This window comes from Mycobacterium sp., from assembly GCF_050701515.1.
In the GTDB taxonomy this organism is placed as follows: Bacteria; Actinomycetota; Actinomycetes; order Mycobacteriales; family Mycobacteriaceae; genus Mycobacterium.
The window spans coordinates 18,763-39,263 of the sequence record NZ_JBOGDB010000114.1 but is presented as its reverse complement, the minus strand read 5'-3'; the positions used below and the strand labels follow the sequence as shown (position 1 = coordinate 39,263).

General features: G+C 68.5%; 23 protein-coding genes. 11 read left to right on the top strand and 12 right to left on the bottom strand.

The window, feature by feature from the left end:
- Window positions 1–169 precede the first annotated feature (169 nt).
- Window positions 170–421, bottom strand: a complete 252-nt coding sequence (locus tag ACRDU5_RS10195) for a hypothetical protein (protein WP_526614366.1) — start codon at window positions 419–421, stop codon at window positions 170–172.
- Between the two features lie 71 nt (window positions 422–492).
- On the opposite strand from ACRDU5_RS10195, the gene ACRDU5_RS10190 reads away from it, so the two are divergent.
- Window positions 493–1,470 (top strand): GlxA family transcriptional regulator, encoded by a 978-nt coding sequence (locus tag ACRDU5_RS10190; protein WP_526614365.1) that lies wholly within the window; start codon window positions 493–495, stop codon window positions 1,468–1,470.
- Here the strand turns inward: ACRDU5_RS10190 and ACRDU5_RS10185 are convergent.
- Together ACRDU5_RS10185 and ACRDU5_RS10180 are read right to left on the bottom strand one after the other, a co-directional pair.
- Window positions 1,467–2,771 carry an adenylate/guanylate cyclase domain-containing protein gene (locus ACRDU5_RS10185; protein ID WP_526614372.1) on the bottom strand — a complete coding sequence of 435 codons (1,305 nt, stop codon included), beginning with the start codon at window positions 2,769–2,771 and terminating at the stop codon, window positions 1,467–1,469. The two genes, ACRDU5_RS10190 and ACRDU5_RS10185, sit on opposite strands and share 4 nt — an antisense overlap.
- A 55-nt stretch (window positions 2,772–2,826) precedes the next feature.
- On the bottom strand, window positions 2,827–3,723 hold the full coding sequence (locus tag ACRDU5_RS10180) for an iron-sulfur binding domain-containing protein (RefSeq protein ID WP_526614364.1): 897 nt from the start codon (window positions 3,721–3,723) through the stop codon (window positions 2,827–2,829).
- Here ACRDU5_RS10180 and ACRDU5_RS10175 point away from each other — a divergent pair.
- Both ACRDU5_RS10175 and ACRDU5_RS10170 read left to right on the top strand, forming a co-directional pair.
- Window positions 3,722–4,342, top strand: coding sequence for a carbonic anhydrase (locus ACRDU5_RS10175; RefSeq protein WP_526614363.1), 621 nt, complete (start codon window positions 3,722–3,724; stop codon window positions 4,340–4,342). The two genes, ACRDU5_RS10180 and ACRDU5_RS10175, sit on opposite strands and share 2 nt — an antisense overlap.
- 60 nt (window positions 4,343–4,402) lie before the next feature.
- On the top strand, window positions 4,403–5,176 hold the full coding sequence (locus ACRDU5_RS10170; RefSeq protein WP_526614371.1) for a hypothetical protein: 774 nt from the start codon (window positions 4,403–4,405) through the stop codon (window positions 5,174–5,176).
- A gap of 8 nt (window positions 5,177–5,184) precedes the next feature.
- Here ACRDU5_RS10170 and disA read toward each other — a convergent pair whose 3' ends face one another.
- The 3 genes from disA to ACRDU5_RS10155 are packed head-to-tail and all read right to left on the bottom strand — an operon-like array spanning window position 5,185 to window position 8,385.
- Window positions 5,185–6,294, bottom strand: coding sequence for a DNA integrity scanning diadenylate cyclase DisA (gene disA / locus ACRDU5_RS10165; RefSeq protein ID WP_526614361.1), 1,110 nt, complete (start codon window positions 6,292–6,294; stop codon window positions 5,185–5,187).
- On the bottom strand, window positions 6,285–7,694 hold the full coding sequence (gene radA / locus ACRDU5_RS10160) for a DNA repair protein RadA (protein ID WP_526614359.1): 1,410 nt from the start codon (window positions 7,692–7,694) through the stop codon (window positions 6,285–6,287). Before radA ends, disA begins: the two co-directional genes overlap by 10 nt.
- Before the next feature lie 43 nt (window positions 7,695–7,737).
- On the bottom strand, window positions 7,738–8,385 hold the full coding sequence (locus ACRDU5_RS10155) for a PadR family transcriptional regulator (RefSeq protein WP_526614358.1): 648 nt from the start codon (window positions 8,383–8,385) through the stop codon (window positions 7,738–7,740).
- A 61-nt stretch (window positions 8,386–8,446) separates the two neighbouring features.
- On the opposite strand from ACRDU5_RS10155, the gene ACRDU5_RS10150 reads away from it, so the two are divergent.
- Entirely contained in the window at window positions 8,447–9,274 is an 828-nt protein-coding gene (locus ACRDU5_RS10150; RefSeq protein WP_526614357.1) for a maleylpyruvate isomerase N-terminal domain-containing protein, read from the top strand.
- Between the two features lie 8 nt (window positions 9,275–9,282).
- On the opposite strand, the gene ACRDU5_RS10145 is transcribed toward ACRDU5_RS10150, so the two are convergent.
- Window positions 9,283–9,867 carry a copper chaperone PCu(A)C domain-containing protein gene (locus ACRDU5_RS10145; protein WP_526614356.1) on the bottom strand — a complete coding sequence of 195 codons (585 nt, stop codon included), beginning with the start codon at window positions 9,865–9,867 and terminating at the stop codon, window positions 9,283–9,285.
- A gap of 260 nt (window positions 9,868–10,127) precedes the next feature.
- Here ACRDU5_RS10145 and carD point away from each other — a divergent pair, with 260 nt between their 5' ends.
- From carD to rlmB, 5 genes are read left to right on the top strand one after another with little or no spacing between them, the layout of a single operon-like run.
- Entirely contained in the window at window positions 10,128–10,616 is a 489-nt protein-coding gene (gene carD, locus ACRDU5_RS10140) for an RNA polymerase-binding transcription factor CarD (protein ID WP_526614370.1), read from the top strand.
- A 35-nt stretch (window positions 10,617–10,651) separates the two neighbouring features.
- On the top strand, window positions 10,652–11,317 hold the full coding sequence (gene ispD / locus ACRDU5_RS10135; protein ID WP_526614355.1) for a 2-C-methyl-D-erythritol 4-phosphate cytidylyltransferase: 666 nt from the start codon (window positions 10,652–10,654) through the stop codon (window positions 11,315–11,317).
- Entirely contained in the window at window positions 11,314–11,790 is a 477-nt protein-coding gene (gene ispF, locus ACRDU5_RS10130) for a 2-C-methyl-D-erythritol 2,4-cyclodiphosphate synthase (protein ID WP_526614354.1), read from the top strand. The genes ispD and ispF overlap by 4 nt, the downstream gene beginning before the upstream one ends.
- Before the next feature lie 19 nt (window positions 11,791–11,809).
- Window positions 11,810–13,219: a cysteine--tRNA ligase gene (cysS, locus tag ACRDU5_RS10125; protein ID WP_526614353.1), complete on the top strand. Its 1,410-nt coding sequence runs from the start codon at window positions 11,810–11,812 to the stop codon at window positions 13,217–13,219.
- 17 nt (window positions 13,220–13,236) lie between these two features.
- Window positions 13,237–14,172, top strand: coding sequence for a 23S rRNA (guanosine(2251)-2'-O)-methyltransferase RlmB (gene rlmB, locus ACRDU5_RS10120; RefSeq protein WP_526614352.1), 936 nt, complete (start codon window positions 13,237–13,239; stop codon window positions 14,170–14,172).
- Here rlmB and ACRDU5_RS10115 read toward each other — a convergent pair.
- Window positions 14,169–15,095 (bottom strand): MBL fold metallo-hydrolase, encoded by a 927-nt coding sequence (locus tag ACRDU5_RS10115; RefSeq protein WP_526614351.1) that lies wholly within the window; start codon window positions 15,093–15,095, stop codon window positions 14,169–14,171. The two genes, rlmB and ACRDU5_RS10115, sit on opposite strands and share 4 nt — an antisense overlap.
- The gene (locus ACRDU5_RS10110; protein ID WP_526614349.1) at window positions 15,095–15,853 is read right to left on the bottom strand and encodes a LamB/YcsF family protein; all 759 of its coding nucleotides are present in this window, start codon (window positions 15,851–15,853) and stop codon (window positions 15,095–15,097) included. The genes ACRDU5_RS10115 and ACRDU5_RS10110 overlap by 1 nt, the downstream gene beginning before the upstream one ends.
- A gap of 30 nt (window positions 15,854–15,883) precedes the next feature.
- Here ACRDU5_RS10110 and ACRDU5_RS10105 point away from each other — a divergent pair, with 30 nt between their 5' ends.
- Window positions 15,884–16,720, top strand: coding sequence for a sulfurtransferase (locus ACRDU5_RS10105; protein ID WP_526614348.1), 837 nt, complete (start codon window positions 15,884–15,886; stop codon window positions 16,718–16,720).
- Here the strand turns inward: ACRDU5_RS10105 and ACRDU5_RS10100 are convergent.
- From ACRDU5_RS10100 to ACRDU5_RS10090, 3 genes are read right to left on the bottom strand one after another with little or no spacing between them, the layout of a single operon-like run.
- Window positions 16,717–17,583: a metal ABC transporter permease gene (locus ACRDU5_RS10100; protein WP_526614347.1), complete on the bottom strand. Its 867-nt coding sequence runs from the start codon at window positions 17,581–17,583 to the stop codon at window positions 16,717–16,719. The genes ACRDU5_RS10105 and ACRDU5_RS10100 overlap by 4 nt on opposite strands.
- Window positions 17,576–18,391 carry a metal ABC transporter ATP-binding protein gene (locus ACRDU5_RS10095; RefSeq protein WP_526614369.1) on the bottom strand — a complete coding sequence of 272 codons (816 nt, stop codon included), beginning with the start codon at window positions 18,389–18,391 and terminating at the stop codon, window positions 17,576–17,578. The genes ACRDU5_RS10100 and ACRDU5_RS10095 overlap by 8 nt, the downstream gene beginning before the upstream one ends.
- Before the next feature lie 3 nt (window positions 18,392–18,394).
- Entirely contained in the window at window positions 18,395–19,291 is an 897-nt protein-coding gene (locus tag ACRDU5_RS10090) for a metal ABC transporter solute-binding protein, Zn/Mn family (RefSeq protein ID WP_526614367.1), read from the bottom strand.
- Between the two features lie 107 nt (window positions 19,292–19,398).
- Here ACRDU5_RS10090 and ACRDU5_RS10085 point away from each other — a divergent pair, with 107 nt between their 5' ends.
- Window positions 19,399–20,499, top strand: a complete 1,101-nt coding sequence (locus ACRDU5_RS10085; RefSeq protein ID WP_526614346.1) for an Rv3575c family transcriptional regulator — start codon at window positions 19,399–19,401, stop codon at window positions 20,497–20,499.
- Window positions 20,500–20,501 lie beyond the last annotated feature (2 nt).

The following is a 20,501-nucleotide window of genomic DNA, read 5'->3' as shown; positions in this document are numbered from 1 at the left end:
GTGCGAGAGCCTATTTCGTGCTGTTGGCGTACACGCTCAACCAGGCGGCGTATCAGGCTCGCGGGCCGTACCCGGGCCTGCATACGTCGCTAGCCGAGGAGTGGGACTACGACGCCAGCTTCGAGTACGGCCTCGCGTTGGTCATCACCGGTATCGCAACGACGGCGGGTTAGCGACGCTCGCCCAGCGCGCCCGGGGAGGGCCAGACGGGGTGCTGCTCGAACCGGGTGCGGATGGCGTCCACGTCGTGCTCGACGCGAAACGCGTCGCGGTCGTCGAAGAAACGCCCACCCATCGGCGCGGCCAGCCGGAACTGGTCCAGGCGCACACGGAGCGCGCCGGAGCGGTGTGCCGCCCAACTGAGGGCGGCGGCCACCACGAACGGGGCGATCAGGATCAAGAAGGTCAGTGCAGTGCTCATGGCAGTAATCCTCCGCTGATAAATATCCCGCCAACAGTGGCAGAACTGACGCTATGCGTTAAAATGCTGCCATGGCGCTCAACAGCGTATCGACACTGGTGCTGGACGGTCTAGCGGTTTTCGAGTTCGGCGTGATCTGCGAGGTCTTCGGAATCGACCGCTCGACCGACGGCGTTCCCAACTTCGATTTCAAGGTCTGCGGCCCGGAACCGGGCAAGCCGCTGCGGACGTCGATCGGCGCCCAGCTGACCCCTGACCACGGGCTGGACGACCTGCAGGGCGCGGACCTGGTGGCCATCCCCGCCATCGGCGGATCCGAATACTTGCCCCAGGCACTCGAGGCAGTCCGGGCCGCCGCCGATTCCGGCTCGATCATCCTGACGGTGTGCTCGGGCGCCTTCGTCGCGGGCGCCGCGGGGCTGCTGGACGGCCGGCCGTGTACCACGCACTGGATGCACGCCGACGACTTGGCGCGCCGGTTCCCGACAGCGCGGGTGGACCGCAATGTGCTCTTCGTCGACGACGGCAATCTGATCACCAGTGCGGGCACGGCGGCGGGCATTGACGCCTGCCTGCATCTGGTTCGCCGGGAACTGGGCAGCGAGGTCACCAACAAGATCGCGCGCCGCATGGTGGTCCCACCCCAGCGTGACGGTGGTCAGCGGCAGTACATCGACCAGCCGATACCGGTTCGCTGCTCGGAAGGATTTGCGCCACAATTGGATTGGATCCTGTCGAACCTGGACAAGCCGCACACCGTGGCGACGCTGGCCCGACGCGCGAGCATGTCGGCGCGCACCTTCGCCAGGCGGTTTGTCGACGAGACCGGCACCACGCCGATGCAATGGGTCACCGACCAGCGGGTGCTCTACGCTCGGCGACTCCTCGAGGAGAGCGACCTCGACATCGACCGGATCGCCGACCGGTCCGGTTTCGGCACCGCGACGCTGCTGCGACACCACTTCCGGCGCATCATCGGGGTGACACCGTCGGACTACCGGCGCAGCTTCGCCTGCAGCATTGACCCGGAGTGCGTCAAGACCGCCTAGCCACGCAGCAGGCCGTACACCCGCCACCGGCCCGGCACGCCCTTGAGGTCGTGCTCGCCGCGCTCGGTGAACGAGCGGCGTGACCCGGCGACGATCTCGCGCACCGTCGAGGAAACCAGCACCTCGCTCGGTCCCGCGAGTGCACCGACGCGCGCGCCGATGTGCACTGCCATCCCGGCGATGTCGGCGCCGCGCACCTCAACCTCGCCCGCGTGAATACCCGCCCGCACCTCGATGCCGAGCGAGCGGACGGCCTCGACGATCGCCTCCGCGCAGTCGATCGCCACGCTGGGACTGGTGAAGGTCGCGACAAATCCGTCGCCGGCGGTGTTCACCTCGCGGCCCCGGAATCGCTCCAACTCGTGTCGGATGATGCGGTCGTGGTTGTCGAGCAGGTCGTGCCACCGAAGGTCGCCGAGCTCCGCGGCGCGTTGTGTTGAGCCGACGATGTCGGTGAAAACGATTGTGGTGAGTACGCGTTCGGTGTCGAAGCCGCGGGCACCGGTGACGAACTCCTCGATCTCGTCGAGAACCGCCGCGGCATCGCCTGTCCAGTGCAGAGTGTCCGCGCCGGGCAACTCGACGTAGCGCGCTCCCGGGATGTGTTCAGCGAGGTAACGGCCAAATCCGGCGGGGATCATCACGGCATCCCTGCGATGCAGGATCAGGGTCGGCGCGGTGATGCGCGCAAGTTCGTCGCGCATGTCGCCGGTGGCGACCGCGTCGACCGCGGCACGCGCTTCGCTCGGCGACTGGGCCCGGTTTCCGGCGAGGTCCCACCAGCGACGGAAGGTGTCGTCGTCGGCGACGCTCGGCGCGAAAGTCCTCAAGACGTCGAAGCCGTGTTCGATTGCGTCGGGATCCAGTGCGACCGTTCCCCACGGCTCGCCGGCGCTCGGGTCAAAGCCGATCGGGTAGTCGGGCGCCCACAACACGCGGGCGGCGCCGTTCACGATCACCAGGCTGCGTACCCGCTCGGGATAGTTGCCAGCCAACCCCAATGCAGTCATGCCGGACCAGCCCGACCCGAAGATCGTGGCCTGCTCGCATCCCGCGGCGTTCATCACCGCGATGGCGTCCTCCGCCCAGAGGTGGGGCCCGATCATGTCGCGCGACCTCGGGCGCGACGACGCGCCCATTCCGCGCTGGTCGAACCGGATCACCCGGGCAAACGACGCGAGGCGACGGTGAAACCGGTAGAGCGCCGGCTCGGCCTCGATCGAATCGAACGAGACGAACGGGCCAGGCAGCACGAGAAGGTCGACCGGGCCATCGCCGAGGACCTGATAGGCGATGTCCATGTCGCCGCACTTGGCGTAGCGAGTCCGGAGAGCCTGCGGCACAGTCTCAGGTTAGCTACTCGCCTTCGCCTGCAAGCGCAAACCTGCCGTTGGCGGTCTGCTCGACCAGCCCGTCGACAAGGAGCGAATCCAGGGCGCGGTCGCGCTGTGCCGTGTCAGTCAGCCAGGCCACGTCGAGTTGCGCGCGGGTGACTGGAGAGTCGTTGCCGCGCAACACGTCCAGCAACCGGCCACGGACCTGACGGTCGGTGCCGGCATAACGCTGGACAGGGCGCGACGGTGTGGCTGTCGGCGGATAACCGACAGACCGCCACCCGCACGAGCTCAACGGGCAGATGCCGCAGCGCGGAGCGCGCGCCATGCACACCTTGGCACCGAGCTCCATCAGTGCCGCCGAAAACCGGGGCGCCGCTTCGCCTTCGGGCAGCAGCGCGGCGATGTCGGCCAGGTCCCGGGCGCTCGCCGGGGCGTCGGCGCGGCCGTGCACGGCCCTGGTCACCACGCGACGGACATTGGTGTCGACGACGGGCACCGCCTGTCGATAGGCGAAGCACGCGATCGCCCGGGCGGTGTACGCGCCGATGCCGGGCAGCGTCAGCAGGGTGTCAACGTCCGCGGGCACCACGTCGTGGTGTTCGGTGGCGATCGCGACCGCGCATTCATGCAGCCGCTTGGCCCGCCTCGGATAGCCCAACTTGCCCCACGCGCGAAGCACATCCGCGGCGCCGGCGGCTGCCGTCGCCGATGGGGTGGGCCAGCGCGCCACCCAGTCCAGCCAGATCGGCTGCACCCGCGACACCGGCGTCTGCTGCAGCATGAATTCGCTGACCAGGATCTGCCATGGCGTGACGCCCGCGCGTCGCCACGGCAGGTCACGCTGCGCGTGGTCGTACCACCGCAGAAGTTCGCCCGGATCGATGTTCACAACCCGCTCCGGCAGAATGTCGGCCATGCCCAATCCGAATCCGGTAGCCGCATGGAAGGCACTCAAGGAGGGTAACGAGCGGTTCGTCGCCGAAAAGCCCGAGCATCCCAGCCAGAGCATCGATCACCGGGCCGCACTTGCCGAGGCGCAGAAGCCGAGGGCGGTCTTGTTCGGCTGTGCCGACAGCCGGGTGGCCGCCGAGATCATCTTCGACCAGGGCCTGGGCGACATGTTCGTGGTGCGCACCGCGGGCCACGTCATCGACTCGGCGGTGCTGGGTTCCATCGAATACGCGGTCACCGTGCTGAACGTGCCGCTGATCGTGGTGTTGGGTCACGACAGCTGTGGCGCGGTGAAGGCCACGTTGTCCGCGCTGGACGACGGCGTGGTACCCGCGGGATATGTGCGTGACTTGGTCGAACGGGTCACCCCGTCGATTCTGTTGGGCCGCCGCGACGGGTTGAGCCGGGTGGACGAGTTCGAGGCCAGACACGTCACCGAGACGGCTGCCCAGCTACGCGCGCGGTCGACGGCAATCGCCGAACGAGTGGATGCGGGGACGCTGGCGATCGCCTGTCTGACCTACCAACTGTCTGACGGGCGGGTGGTGTTGCGGGATTATCTGGGCGATATCGGCGAAGCCTGACTTGCGACACGCCGAGTCGGGTCGGACGACTGGGCGTGACCTGGGCTTACCGTGATGGCTGTGTTGGATCTGGAACCGCATGGCCCGCTACCCCCGCAGATTTACTGGCGGCGCAGGGCACTGGCGCTGGGCATAGCGGTCCTCGTCGTCGGGGTGATCGTCGCCGTTGTGGTGATGATCGTGATGAACACCGCAGGGGCCGAGACGAAGAATGCAGGCAAGCCGACGCCGGCTCCCGCGGCGACGCCGACACCGCTGCCGGGGGAGAACCCCGAGATCAAGACGCCCGTCGTGCCACCGGCCCAGCGGGCCCCGGCTCCCACGCCAACCCCGACCGCGGCCGTCACGCCGCCGCCGGTGTTGCAGGAGGGCGACGACTGCCCGGATTCCACACTGGCCGTCAAGGGCATCACCAGCCAGCCGCAATACGTGATCGGCGACCAACCGAAGTTCACCATGGTCGTCACCAACATCGGGTTGGTGGCCTGCAAGCGAGATGTTGGCGCCGCGGTGCTGGCCGCCTACGTCTACGGGCTGGACAACACCCGGCTGTGGTCGAACCTGGACTGCGCGCCGTCGAACGAGACTCTGGTCAAGACGTTCAATCCCGGCGAACAGGTGACCACCGAGGTGACCTGGACCGGCATGGGCTCAGCGCCGCAGTGTCCGTTGCCACGCCAGCCGATCGGGCCCGGCACGTACAACCTCGTGGTCCAACTGGGCAACTTGCGGTCGGCGACAGTGCCATTCATCCTCGCCCAACCTGCGCCGGCCCAAGCGCCACCCGCAGAAGGCGTTCCGGCGCCCGCACCGCAGCCCCAGCCCGGCAACTGACTCCGTCGCTAGGCCAGCCGGTCGGCTATCGTCGACTCGGCCAATTGCGACAGGCCCTCGCGGATATGACGCGCCCACATCGACCCGATGCCCTCGACCGACTGCAGATCGTTTGCGCTGGCGGCAAGCAGCCCCTGCAGCGATCCGAACGATCGCACCAGCAGATCGACATGGGCGAACTGCAGCCGCGGAATACCCGCCATGGCGCGGTAGCCGCGTGAACTCATCGCCGAGTCCTGCGCCTCCGGCGTTGATGGGTAGCCGAAAACCCTTGCCAGGGTTGTGAAGTCAAGCAGCTCCGTGTCCGACAAGCCGTCGAGCTCTTCGAGCGTCGCGCTCACCTGCACCGCAGTGGGCGGGTCGGGGTTGGCGTGGTAGTCGCGCACGATCAGCTCGCGAGCGATGTCGTTGTCGCCGACCAGTTCCTCCAACTGCAGTTTGAGTTGACGCCCGTCGGTGCCGAGTTCGACGACGTAGGCGTCGATCTCGAGGCTGATTCTGTGCACCATCTCGAGGCGGTGCACCACCGTCATCACATCGCGCAGCGTGACGAAATCCTCGATCTCGGCCGTCGACAGCTGCCGGCCCACCTCGTCCAAGCGCGACTTGTAACGCTCCAGCGTGTCGATGGTCTGGTTGGCGCGCGACAGGATCGTCGCCGAGTCGGGAACCACGTGCCGCTCGCCCGCCACATAGACCGTCACGATGCTCATCGAATGGCTCACCGACACCACCGGATAGCCGGTCTGCACCGCGGTGCGCTCCGCCGACCGGTGCCGGGTGCCGGACTCATCGGTGGGTATCGACGGGTCGGGCACCAGCTGGACGTTGGCCCGCAGGATCCGGGTTCCATCGCTGGACAACACCACCGCGCCGTCCATCTTCGACAGCTCGCGCAGCCGGGTCGGCGCATACCGGACGTCCAGCGAGAAGCCGCCGTCGCAGATGGCCTCGACGCTGTCGTCATAGCCGAGCACGATCAGCGCACCGGTGCGGCCGCGCAGGATGCGTTCCAGGCCGTCGCGCAGGGCGGTGCCGGGGGCCAGCCGCCCGATGGTCTCCCGCAGCGTGGGGCGGGCCAACTGCACCACGTTCCGGCGGCTGGACTTCACGGCCATGGCCCCTCCTCGGAGCGGCCGCCATTGTCGCAGTCCTTGCTGATCTCCGTCAGCACCCTCATCGCAGCGGTGATGTTGTCGGCCGCTATCGCCCGTAAGCCTATCGGCACCGTTTTCACGCCGGGCGGAACTACCGCACAAGTGAATCCGAGCCGGGCGGCCTCGGCCAGCCGCCGCTCCATACCGCTGACCCGTCGCAGATCGCCGGCCAGACCGACCTCGCCGATCGCGACCGCGGTGGTCGGCAGCGGCAGGTCTGCGTAGGCCGACGCGATGGCCAGCGCCACGGCGAGATCCGACGACGGGTCGGTCAGCCGCATGCCGCCGACCGTCGACAGGTAGATGTCGCAGGGTCCGACCCGCAGGTTGGCGCGCTTCTGCAGTACGGCAGTGATCATCGCCGCGCGTGCCGAGTCGATGCCGCTGACCGCCCGGCGGGGCGTGGACGTGGTGGGGGCGGCCAGCAGGGCCTGCACCTCACCGATCAGCGGGCGCTTGCCGTCGAGACTGACGGTGACCGCGGTGCCCGACACCGGCGCGGGCCGTTGGTCGAGGAACAATCCGGACGGGTCGACCACACAGTCGATTCCGTTGTCGTGCAACATGAAACAGCCGACCTCGTCCGCGGCGCCGAACCGGTTCTTGACCCCGCGCACCATGCGCAGCGACGACGTCTTGTCACCCTCGAAATGCAGCACGACGTCGACGAGATGCTCGAGCGATCGCGGTCCGGCGATCGCGCCGTCCTTGGTCACGTGTCCCACCAAGATCATCGCGACACCGGTGGTCTTCGCGGCCATGGTCAGCGCCGTGGTCACCGCACGCACCTGGGTCACCCCGCCGGTGACGCCGTCGACCTCGGTGGTGGACATGGTCTGCACCGAGTCCACCACGACCAACGTCGGGCGCACCTCCTCGATGTGGCCGAGCGCCGTCTGCAGATCGGATTCCGCGGCGAGATAGACCTCGTCGTGGCTGCAGCCGGTGCGTTCGGCCCGCATCCGGATCTGGCCCGCCGACTCCTCGCCGGACAGATACAGCGCCCGACGCCCCGCTTCGGCCCAGCGATGCGCGACCTCGAGCAGCAGGGTCGACTTGCCGACCCCCGGATCGCCGGCCAGCAGCGTCACCGAGCCCGGCACGATGCCGCCGCCCAGCACCCGGTCCAGTTCGCTGACACCGGTGTGGTGGTGCCGGATGGCGCCGGGATCGATGGAACTTAGCGGCACGGCAGGTGAGGTCGGCGCGACCGCCCGCCGGGCCGGTGAACCGTTCACCGTGGCGAGCACCGCGACCTCGTCGACGGTGCCCCAGGTGCCGCAGTCCGGGCAGCGGCCGACCCATTTGGCGGTGACGTGGTGGCATTCCGAGCAGCGGTACTGGGAGCGCGCCTTGGCCACGCTGTGACGGTATCTGCCACGGCCGACAGAAAACCGGAAGTAACTAGCTGTGTCGCTCTGCTGCTGCGTCGGAAACCAGATCTGCGAGCAGTCGTTCGAACCGTTCTTCGCCCTCGGGCGTCAGGCCGATGTCGTGCGTGTCCGGCCACGCCGCGATGTCGGACAACGTCTCCTCGCACCAGCGCAGGAGCAGCTCGTTGAATGCAGCGTAGAAGGCCACGGCCCGCTCGGTGAGGTGCAGCCGCTGCGGGAACGCGCCTCCGGTCGACAGCACGTCCTGGATGAGTCCAATGCCGTCGGTGCGCCGCTGCCGCGTCTGCTGAGCCGTGGCCTCGAGCGCGGCGCGCAAATTCCCAACGGTTCCCTGGTCACCCAGGATCAATCGGAGCAACCCTTCAACCTCGAGTGTCGGCGGGGCGGGATCGGTGCCGAGCCACTCGTTCAGGGCCGCGCGACCCGTCGGGGTGATCGTGTAGCGCGTGCGTTGCCGCCGGCTGCCCTCGACCACCTCCGCCTCGGCGTGCCCGCGCTCGACGATCCGCTTGAGTTCGGCGTACAAATTCGCCTCGGAACGGGGCCAGAACCAATGGAGGCTGCGTTTTGCCTGTGCGACCAGTTCGTAGGCCGTCCATGGTTGGATGCCGAGTAGCCCGAGGATCGCGAAGGATGTGGTGGTTGGCCGCGATGTCACACCTTGACAATACTCCAATTCAGAGTATTTTCAGCTCCACATTGGAGTATTGGAGCCCACCATGAACGAGACCGGGTATGTCGCGCTGGTAGACACCACTCGAGCGGAGCTGCGCGAGCGAATCGAGCGGGCATGGAATCGTTTCGATGGCATCGTTCAAGTCGCCGATCCGTCCGCGCGTGCACCGGGCTTCGATTGGACCGTCCAGCAGGTCGTGGCGCACGTACTCGCGGTCACGCACAGGTATCTGGCGGTGGCACGCGGAAACGACTTCCGCCGCGCCACTCATCCCCGTGATCTGGATGCCATCAATCAGCGCGAGATGGAAGCCGCCTTGGCGCCGATGGCCGAACTCGGCGACCAACTGCACGCCGCGGTCGCCGAGATGGACGACTTCTTCGAAGTGACCACGGACAAGCCCCCCGTCTTCGCATTCCATGCCGGGGTTCTCGTTGATGGCATTACCGCGCAAACCAACTGGCTGGGCGAGCTGCTGTTCCACGGACACGACATCGCCCGAGCCATCAAGGCCCCTTGGGAGTTTCCCGAACGCGACATGTTGCTTATTGCGCGAGGACTCATGCAGATAGGCTCCGGCTCCGGCTACCTACGCGCTGATGTCTCACCGGACGCGAATGTCAGCGTGGCGGCCAACCTGCCCGAGGCGCGACCGTACGTCATACACATCCACGACGGCACAGCCGAGATGCGCGCACGTCGGCCGGACGACCGCCCGGACGCGGTTCTGCGGATGCCTGCCTCGACGCTGGCGAAGCTGCTTTACCAACGCATCGGACCGCTGGGCGCCGCCCGCCACGGGCTTCGCATCGTCGGCGGCAGGCGACCGTGGGGGGCGCTGGGGCTCCAGTCGTACTTCGAGCGGCCCTGATCCGCGCCCTAGTGGTGACCGCCGGCTTCGTCGCCCGACTCGCCGCTCCCACCGCGACGCGGCGCCTCACCCGCGGAGATCGGCACCACGACCGTCGTCTGGCCGGCCCGCTGGAAGGTGAAGGTGAAGTCGTAGGTGAGACCGTTGGTGATGGGCTTGGTCAACTCGACAGCGGCCTTCGCCGCCCTGGCCCGCTCGGCCGACTCCAGCGCGGCGATCTGCCCGTCGGGTTCTCCGACCATCAGCACGCCGGCGGGTGGCACTGTGGTGTCGCCGGACAGCGTCACCGTCCCGACGTCGGACGTTATGGATACCAGCTTGTCCCCGGCGTCCGGCGACCCGTTGGCCGAGACGAAGAGCAGCTCGACCTCACTGCCCGGCTGCATGTAGTCGGTCGTCAGGTTGGCCCGCAGGTGCACGTTGCTCAGCGTGATGTCGCCGACCGTCGCGCTGGTGCCGTTGACCGCGGGCTCCTGGGTGGACGTCTGGGTTACCTGCCCGACGCTGCATCCGGTGAGGGCGACAGCAACAGCCAGCCCGCACGCCGCAAAGCCGACGGGAATGGCAGAAGTGCGCGATCTGATCCGGTTCACGGGAAGCCTCCTGCTCTGCCGTCAGGTGCCGGTGATATGGGTCGCCGGTAACGGGCACCTGTTCGACTATGCACAGTAGTAGGTGGCTGGTGGCCGCGGTAGCTGAGGTCTCGAGGAAGCTGCGAACAGACGGCGCCTTGCACGTATTTGTCACCATGTCAACCCCCATTCTTCACCTGCGGTGCCCCTGACCTGCACCGTTGAGCGGCACGTGTCTGAGCGCCGTGTTAGCATGGAGTATCGAAAGGGGCTCGAAACAGATGATTTTTAAGGTCGGAGACACCGTTGTCTATCCACACCACGGTGCTGCGTTGATCGAGGCGATCGAAACCCGGACCATCAAAGGCGAGCAAAAGGAATACCTCGTATTGAAGGTCGCGCAGGGAGACCTCACCGTTCGAGTTCCCGCCGATAATGCCGAGTATGTCGGCGTGCGCGACGTGGTCGGACAAGAGGGCCTCGCCAAGGTTTTCCAGGTGCTTCGTGCCCCCCACACCGAGGAGCCGACCAACTGGTCGCGACGCTACAAGGCCAACCTTGAGAAGCTGGCTTCCGGTGATGTGAACAAGGTCGCCGAGGTCGTCCGCGACCTGTGGCGCCGTGATCAGGAGCGCGGCCTGTCCGCCGGCGAGAAGCGGATGCTGGCCAAGGCGCGGCAGATCCTGGTCGGCGAACTGGCGCTCGCGGAGAACACCGACGACGCCAAGGCGGCGACCATCCTCGACGAGGTTCTGGCCGCCGCTTCCTGACGCGGCCTGATGTCGCCGGCCCAGGCGGCTCCGAGATGAGCACGGTCGCCGTTGTCCCGGCCGCAGGATCGGGGGAACGGCTGGCTGCTGGGGCGCCGAAGGCATTCGTCAATCTGGGCGGGCGCCCGATGCTGGAAAGGGCGCTGGCCGGCCTGCGCGAGTCGGGTGTAGTCGACAGCGTCGTGGTGGCGGTGCCGCCCAGCCGCACGGACGAGGCCAAGCTGCTCTTCGGCGGAGACGCGGTGATCGTCGCCGGCGGAGCGGACCGTAGCGAGTCGGTTCGGCTGGCGCTGTCTGCGGTCGGTGACGCCGAGTTCGTCCTCGTCCATGATGCGGCCCGGGCGCTGACCCCGCCGTCGCTGATCGTGCGGGTGGTGCAGGCCCTGCGGGCTGGTCATGGCGCGGTGGTGCCCGCGCTGCCGCTCGCCGACACCGTCAAGGCCGTCGACGCCAACGGCGTTGTGCTCGGCACGCCCGAACGCGCGGGCCTGCGTGCGGTGCAGACGCCGCAGGGGTTCCAGACTCAGTTGCTCCGCCGTGCCTACGAACGGGCAGGCAGCGGCGGATTCACCGACGACGCATCGGTGGTCGAACTGACCGGTGCGCAGGTGCAGGTGGTCGACGGCGATCCAATGGCCTTCAAGATCACCACCCCGACCGATCTGCTGCTCGCCGAGGCCTTGCTGGGGAGCGCCACATGAGCACGCCCAGGGTCGGCATCGGTGCCGACGTGCATCCCATCGAAGCCGGCAGGCCGTGCCGGTTGCTTGGCCTGCTATTCGACGATGCCGACGGCTGCGCGGGCCATTCCGACGGCGACGTGGCCGCACACGCCCTGTGCGACGCGCTGCTGAGCGCCGCCGGGCTGGGCGACATCGGCGAGGTGTTCGGCATCGGCCGGGACGAGTGGCGCGACGTCAGCGGCGCCGACATGCTGCGTCATGTGCACGGCGTGTTGCGCGCCGAGGGCTACCGAGTGGGCAATGCGGCAGTGCAGGTGATCGGCAACCGGCCCAAGGTGGGGCCGCGGCGCGCGGAAGCGCAGCAGGTGCTTTCCGAGTTGCTGGACGCGCCGGTCTCGGTGTCGGCGACGACCACCGACGGCCTCGGTCTCACCGGCCGCGGCGAAGGATTGGCCGCCATCGCCACCGCATTGGTGGTTGACGCCGAATAGGCCGGTAAGCTGGCCCGTCGTGACCGATCGCGCCGACCTGCGGCTCTACGACACCATGACGGGTGCCGTGCGCGATTTCGTGCCGTTGCGCCCCGGCCATGTGTCGATCTATCTCTGCGGCGCCACCGTTCAGGGACTGCCGCACATCGGCCATGTCCGCAGCGGGGTCGCGTTCGACATACTGCGGCGCTGGCTACTGGCCAAGGGCTACGACGTTTCCTTCGTTCGCAATGTCACCGACATCGACGACAAGATCCTGAACAAGGCGGCCGACGCCGGCCGGCCTTGGTGGGAGTGGGCCGCCACCTATGACCGGGCGTTCTCGGCCGCCTACGACGCGCTGGGGGTGCTGCCGCCGTCGGCCGAGCCACACGCGACCGGCCACATCACCCAGATCGTCGAACTGATCGGCCGGCTCTTGGACGACGGGCATGCCTACGCCGGCGGCGGCGACGTCTACTTCGACGTGCTGAGCTTGCCCGGCTACGGCAAGTTGTCCGGCCACAAGATCGATGACGTGCATCAGGGCGAGGGAGTCGCGACCGGCAAGCGCGATCAGCGTGACTTCACGCTGTGGAAGGGCGAGAAACCCGGCGAACCGTCCTGGCCGACGCCGTGGGGCCGCGGCCGCCCCGGTTGGCACACCGAATGTGTCGCGATGTGCGAGGCCTATCTGGGGCCCGAGTTCGACATCCACGCCGGCGGAATGGATTTGATCTTCCCGCACCACGAGAACGAGATCGCCCAGGCCGAAGCCGTCGGCGACCCGTTCGCCCGGTTCTGGTTGCACAACGGCTGGGTCACCATGGGCGGCGAGAAGATGAGCAAGTCGCTGGGCAACGTGCTGGCCATACCGGCGGTGCTGCAGCGGGTGCGGCCCGCCGAGCTGCGCTACTACCTCGGCAGCGCGCACTACCGGTCGATGCTGGAATTCTCCGAGACCGCGATGCAGGACGCGGTCAAGGCCTACACCGGGATCGAGGACTTCCTGCACCGGGTGTGCAGCCGGGTCGGCGCCATCGAGCCCGGCGAATGGACACCGGAGTTCGCCGCCGCGCTCGACGACGACCTGTCGGTTCCGATCGCACTGGCCGAGGTGCATGCGGCGCGCGCGGAAGGCAACCGCGCGCTGGAGGCCGGCGATCACGAGACGGCGATGGCCCGCGCTCGGTCGATCCGGGCGACGATGGGCATCCTGGGCTGCGACCCGCTGGACGAACGGTGGGAATCCCGCGACGAGACGTCGGCGGCGCTGGCGGCCGTGGACGTGCTGGTGCATGCGGAGGTGCAGCGCCGCCAGGAGGCCCGCGAGCGGCGGGATTGGGCGGAGGCCGACGCGATCCGGGACCGGCTGAAGAAGGCCGGCATCGAAGTCACCGACACCGCCGACGGACCGCAGTGGACGCTGCTGGACGGGAACAGCGCTTGATGCCTGGAACTGCGTAAATGCCTGGAAACTCACGACGCCGGGGTGCGGTCCGCAAGCCCGGCACCAAGAAGGGCCCCAAGGTCGGCTCGGGCGGTGTCCGCCGCCGCGGGCTGGAGGGCCGGGGCGCCACCCCGCCTGCGCACATGCGACCCAACCATCCGGCCGCCAAACGCGCGACCAAGGCGCAGCAGCGCCGCCCACCGAAACGCGCCGACGACACCGAGATCGTGCTGGGCCGCAACCCGGTGCTGGAATGCCTGCGCGCGGGCGTGCCCGCCACGGCGCTGTACGTAGCGCTCGGCACCGAGGCCGACGAACGCCTCACCGAATCAGTAAGGCGCGCAGCCGATGCCGGCATCGCCATCCTCGAGGTGCCGCGCAGCGACCTCGATCGGATCAGCGCCAACGGCCTGCACCAGGGCATCGCGCTGCAAGTGCCGCCGTACGACTATGCGCACCCCGATGATCTGCTGGTTGCCGCGTCCAACGACAGCGCGCCGGCGCTACTGGTAGCGCTGGACAACATTTCCGACCCCCGCAACCTCGGCGCGATTGTCCGTTCGGTTTCCGGGTTCGGTGGGCACGGAGTGCTGATCCCGCAGCGGCGGTCCGCCTCGGTCACCGCGGTGGCGTGGCGCACCAGCGCAGGAGCGGCCGCCAGGGTGCCGGTGGCCCGGGCCACGAATCTCAATCGGACACTGAGGGATTGGGCTGGCTCCGGCCTGCAAGTGGTCGGTCTCGATTCAGACGGTGACACGACGCCCGACGAGCTGGACGGCACCGGGCCGATGGTCGTGGTGGTCGGTTCGGAGGGCAAGGGGTTGTCCCGGCTGGTGCGGGAGAACTGCGATGCGGTGGTATCCATCCCGATGGCCGGGCCGACCGAGTCGCTCAACGCATCGGTGGCCGCCGGGGTGGTGCTGGCCGAAATCGCCCGCCAGCGAAGGCGTTAGGCCTGCGTCCAGGGGTCCGCGCGCTGCCACAGTGTGGGCAGGTGCAGCGGTATGCCGTCGTCGTCGGCCAGCCGGGTGAGCACCCGCATCGAGACGTCGAGGTCGTCGCCGGCGTATGGCAGTGCCCGCAGCGGCTTGGTCAGCGGCCGGAAGAAGTCGTCCCAGTGGATCAGCACGACGCGGCGGGCGCCGACGGCCCGCACGGTCTCGGTCCAGTAGTCGACGAGGTAGCTCTCCGGCTGCAGGCCCAACTGGCCGACACCCAGATACACCACGTCGGCCCGGTATCCGGTCAAGGCGCCGGGAACGGAACCCGCGCTGCCGATGATCAGCAGTCGCCGATCCGACGGCCGATGGTGCACCAGCGTCGACCACGCCTCGCCGCACTTGTAGGCCGACGCCTTCACCGGCGGCACAACCGGATCGGTGATCACACCCGGAAACCGGTCGGGCGGACAGTGTTCCGACTCCACCAGGGTGACGTCGTATGCGCCGAGCGTGATGGCCCCGCCGGGGGTGGCGACGACCAGTCGGTGCTCGGGCAATCCATGGCCGCGGCCGACCTGCGCGGCTGACTCGCCGCCGACCAGGCGTGCGCCGGTGCGGTCGGCGACGACGGCCGAATCCATCGTGTGGTCGTAGTGGGTGTGCACCGGCAGCACCGCTTCCAGGCGGTCCACGCCGATGCGAGCCAGGCAGCCGTCGATGCGGGGCGCCGACGGCGCGATCTGGCCCAAGCCGACGGTCGCCAGCCCCGGTCGGGAGAAGAAGCCGTCGGTCATCAGCGCGGACGCGCCGTCATCGACGAGCAGCGTGGTGACACCGGCCCAGGTCACCGTCAGCGGGGCGTCAGGCGCGGCCTTGGGCACGTCGAAATACTTTGCGTAGTGGGCCAGGTCGGGCCGCCCGGGCTTCAGCCGCATCAGACGAACGCCGCCAGTTTCACGCCGTTGCCGACCAGACGGTCGCGCACCGCCGTCGCGATCTGCACCGCTCCCGGTGAATCCCCATGCACGCAGACGGATTCGACGGTGACGGGAATGGTCGACCCGTCGACCGCGACGACGCGTCCGTCCATCACCATCGATGCCACCCGGTCGGCAATCTCGACGGGGTCGTGCAGCACCGCGTTGCGCTCGCGTCGGGAAACCAGTTGTCCGTCAGGGCGATACGAGCGATCGGCGAATGCCTCGGGCACCGTGCGCAAGCCCAGGCGCTGCGCCTCGGCGAAGAACACCGACCCCGACAGTCCCAGCACCGGCAGGCCTGCGTCGACGGCGTGCACCGCCTCCGCCACCGCGCGGGCCTGGCTGTGATTGTTGACGATGGCGTTGTACAGCGCGCCATGCGGTTTCACATAACTGACCGATGAGCCGGCAACCCGAGCCAGCGCCTGCAGCGCGCCGATCTGATAGATCACGTCAGCGGTCAGGTCGGCGGGGGTGATGTCGATGAATCGCCGCCCGAAGCCGGCCAGGTCGCGGTAGCCGACCTGCGCGCCGATCCGGACGCCGCGCGCAGCGGCCTGGATGCAGGTGTGGGCCAGTGTGGCCGGATCGCCGGCATGGAAGCCGCAGGCTACGTTGGCGCTGGTGACCAAACCGAGCATGGCCTCGTCGTCGCCGAGTTGCCACGCCCCGAAGCTCTCGCCGAGGTCGGCGTTGAGGTCGACCGACTCCATGATGGCCAGCGTAGATGGCAGCATGGCGGCGTGGCCCGTGATGACGTGCTGATCACCGCGACCGAACTGCTTCGGCGGCTGGACGCCGGTGAACCGCTGACCATCCTCGACGTGCGGTGGCAGTTGACGAGCCCCGACGGGCGGGCCGACTATCAGCGGGCGCACATTCCCGGTGCCGTGTACGTGTCGCTCGAGGACGAGCTGAGCGATCACACCGTCGCTGGGCGGGGACGTCATCCGCTGCCCTCCGGGCGCAGCATCGAAGCGGCGGCTCGGCGCTGGGGCATCCGCGACGGCGGGCCGGTCGTCGTCTACGACGATTGGAATCGCGCCGGTTCCGCCCGCGCGTGGTGGGTGCTGACCGCCGCGGGCCTACCCGGCGTCCGCATTCTCGACGGCGGCTGGAACGCGTGGGTCGCCGCCGGTGGCGACGTGGAGAGCGGCAGCGCCGCCCCGGAACCCGGCGATGTCATGGTGCCGCACGACGACCTGTATGCCGGCGCCCGACCGACTTTGACGGCGGAGCACGCCGTCGTGGCGGGACTGACGTTGCTGGACGCGCGTGCACCCGAACGGTTCCGCGGTGATGTCGAACCCATCGATCCGGTGGCCGGGCACATCCCGGGCGCAAGCAACATGCCAAGCACCGAATTGTTGGCCGACGACGGCAGCTTCCGGTCCGACGCCGACCTCACCGGCTTGTTCGACGGCGTGCCGACCGCGAACACCGGCGTCTATTGCGGGTCGGGCGTCAGCGCGGCGGTGGTAGTCGCCGCACTCGCCGCGGTCGGCATCGACGCCGCGCTCTATCCCGGCTCGTGGTCCGAATGGTGTTCTGACCCAGCGCGTCCGGTCGAAAGGGGCTAAGCAGCCTGCGCGATGCGTTCGCGCCGCCCGAGAAGCCAGCACACCAGGAAGATCGCGAACGAGATCGTCGTAACGAACACCGACACCGGAACACCCGGCGCGAGCGACAACACGATGCCACCGACCGCGGAGATCTCGGCGAAGACCACCGACGCGACGATGGTCGCGACGGGCGCAACGAACACCCGCGCGGCAGCGGCGGCCGGGGTGATCAACAGCGACATCACCAGCAGCGCGCCGACGATCTGGACGCCCTGGGCGGCGACGACGCCCACCAGCGCCGCGAACACGATGCCCATCGCGCGGACCGGAACGCCGCGCGCCGCGGCGACCTCCGGGTCGACGGTGGCGAACAGTAGGAGCCGGTAGCAGGCCGCCAGCACGGCGACGACCACCGCCGTCACCACCGCCAGCAGTGCCAGCCCCGAATAGCCCACACCGACGATCTGCCCGGTCAGCAGGGCGAAGCTGGTGCCGGTGCGGCCCGGATACAGGTGAATGAACAGCACCGCCAGCCCGAGCCCGAACGCGAGCACGACGCCGATGGCCGAGTCGCGTTCCCGGGCGCGCTGGCCCAGGATGCCGAACAGCACGGCGGCCAGCGCACTGCCGACCAGCGCCCCGAGGCCGACGTTCAATCCGGTCAGCAGCGCGAAAGCCGCACCGGTGAGCGACAATTCGCTGGACCCGTGTACCGCGAACGACATCTGCCGCATCACGATGAACGGCCCGATCAGCCCGGCGGCCAGCGCCAGCAGCGCCGCCGCCAGCAGTGCCTGCTGAACAAAGTCGCGGCCGAGCAGGTCGACGGTGACGTCGAAATCGAAGAGGTGTGCCAACAGGTCGGCGAGCCGGTCATTCATGCAGATGCCCGCTCGCGTGGCCGGAATGATCCAGGTGCTCGCCGACGACGACGTAGCGGCCGCCGACCTTCACCACCTGGATGTCGGCGCGGTACAGCTCCGACAGCATCTCCGATGTCATCACGTCCTCGACGGTGCCGACCCGGAACCGCCCGTCGACCAGGTACAGCAGTCGATCCACGTACGGCAGAACGGGATTGACCTCGTGGGTGACGAAAAGGACGGCGGTGTTGGCCTCCCGGCGCCGCTGGTTGATCAGCGCGGACACCAGCCGGGCGTTGGCCGGGTCCAGGTTCAGCAGTGGCTCGTCGCACAGCAGCAGCAACGGGTCGCTCGCCAGCGCCTGGGCGATGCGGACCCGTTGCAGCTCGCCGCCGGACATCACGCCGACCGGGACGGTGGCGAGGTGGACCGCGTTGACCTGCCGCAGTGCCGTCTGCACGGCGGTGCGTCGCGTGGACCGGTCGGCGGGACGCAGGCTTGTCATGCCCCACCGGTGGCCGTCATAGCCCAGTGTCACCAGGTCCTGGCCGCGCAGCGAGAGCCCGCGCTCCACCGATCGGTGCTGAGGAACGTAGCCGATCAGGTCGCTGCCCGCGGCCACCCGCTGCCCACCGACCGTCGCGGTGCCTGCGCTCAGTGGTAGTTCACCGAGTAGCACCTGCAGCAGAGATGTCTTCCCGGTGCCGTTGGGACCGAGCACGGCGATGAACTCACCGGGGTGCACCGTCAGGTCGAGGTCGTCCCACAGCACTCGGTCCCCGAAGGCGAGCCGAGCGCCGGCGAGCGAGGCGACGTCCACGGGCAGTGATTACCGATTCGCCTGCGGTGCCTTGTTCAACTGGCCGGCCAGCTGCTCGACGGTCTGGCGTTGCCAGGTCAGGTAATCCATGCCCTGCGGCAGCGTCTCGGTGACCGTGACAACCGGCAACGCCACCCGTCGAGCGGCGTCCGCGATCTGCTTGGTGGCGGCGGTTTCGGTCTGCGGGTTGAACAGCAGCGCCGAAACCTGGTGAGAGTCGATCAGGTCGAGCATCGCGGCGACGTCGGCAGGCGGCGGGTCGTCGCCCTCCGCTACGGCGCTGGCGAAGCCCGGTGGGGTCCGGTCGGCGATTCCCGCATTGCGCAGCAGGTAGTAGGCGACAGGTTCGGTCGCGACGACCGACGCCGACGGGTGGGCCCTGCCGATCGCCCGCCCGGACTCGAGAATGGCATCGGCCAGCTTGCCGAATTCGGTTGCGTTGGAACGGTAATCACCGGCAAGCGCGGGTTCGATGTCGCCGAGCCGGTCCGCGATCACGGCGGCGACGGCCTTCGCGGTGCGCACGTCGTAGAAGACGTGCTCGTTGGCGGACTCGCTGTCGGCACGCAGCGGGTACGCCTCGATCGCGTTGACTTCGGGATGGCTGGCCAGCACGTCGTCGACCCAGTGGTCGTATTCGCCGCCGTTGTAGACCACCAGCGATGCGTCGGCGATGGCGGCCGCGTCGGCGGGGCTGGCTTCATAGGAGTGCGGGTCTGCCGTCACACCGGTCTCGATCGACTTGACGCTCGCGTGCTCGCCCGCGACCGCGCCGGCCACGCTGCCCCACACGTCGGTGGACGCGACGACCGAAACCCCGTTGTCGTCCTGATGCGAAGTCGCCCGGTCCTGGCCGCACGCCGCGACGACAATGGCGACCGTTGCCAGCCCGACCGTTGCCTTCATCGCCGTCGCACGCATCGACGCACCCCTAATACAAATGAAAACCGTTTCCAATAACTCTAACGCACGGCTGGCGGTGGTGCCAGCCGAATCCACTAACGTCACAGAACATGTCCAGTAGTCCCACGCCACGGCGGCGGGCGACCCTGGCTTCGCTGGCGGCCGAGCTGAAGGTCTCCCGCACCACGATCTCCAACGCGTACAACCGGCCCGACCAGTTGTCGGCCGACCTCCGCGAACGCATCCTCGCCACGGCCAAGCGGATGGGTTACCCGGGGCCGGACCCGGTGGCCCGTTCCCTGCGCACCCGCAAAGCCGGCGCGGTCGGCCTGATGATCACCGAGCCGCTGAACTACTCGTTCAGTGATCCCGCTGCGCTGGACTTCGTCGCGGGCCTGGCGGAATCGTGTGAGGACGCCGGTCTGGGCATGCTGCTGGTGGCGGTGGGTCCCAATCGCAGCGTCAGCGACGGATCGGCCGCCGTGCTGGCCGCCGGTGTCGACGGCTTCGTGGTGTATTCCGCCTCCGACGACGATCCGTATCTCCAGGTTGTGCTCCAGCGGCATCTGCCAGTGGTTGTCGTCGACCAGCCCAAGGATGTGGCCGGCACCTCGCGAATCTGCATCGACGATCGGACTGCCATGCGTGAGCTCGCCAAATACGTTATGGGACTGGGCCACCGGGACATCGGCCTGCTGACCATGCGGCTGGGCCGCGACCATCCGCCGGGCAGCGAGAAGCCGGCGGTAGCGAGCGAGGAGCGGCTCAAGACGCCGCACTTCCATGTGCAGCGCGAGCGCATCCACGGTGTCGGGGACGCGATGACGGAAGCGGGTCTCGATCCGGAGTCGCTGACCGTGGTGGAAAGCTGCCAGCATCTGCCGACTTCGGGAGGGGCGGCCGCCGAGGTCGCCCTCGACGCGAACCCGCGCATCACCGCATTGATGTGTACGGCAGACGTGCTCGCACTGTCGGCGATGGATTACCTTCGGGCGCGGGGGATCTACGTGCCGGGGCAGATGACGGTGACCGGTTTCGACGGCATCCCGGAGGCGTTGCGACGCGGCCTGACGACGGTGCTGCAGCCGAGTCTGGAGAAGGGCCGCCGTGCCGGCCGGCTGCTGCACAGCCCACCGCGTTCCGGGCTGCCGGTGATCGATGTGCTCGACACCAAGGTGATCCGTGGCCGCACCGCCGGCGCACCTGCCTAGCC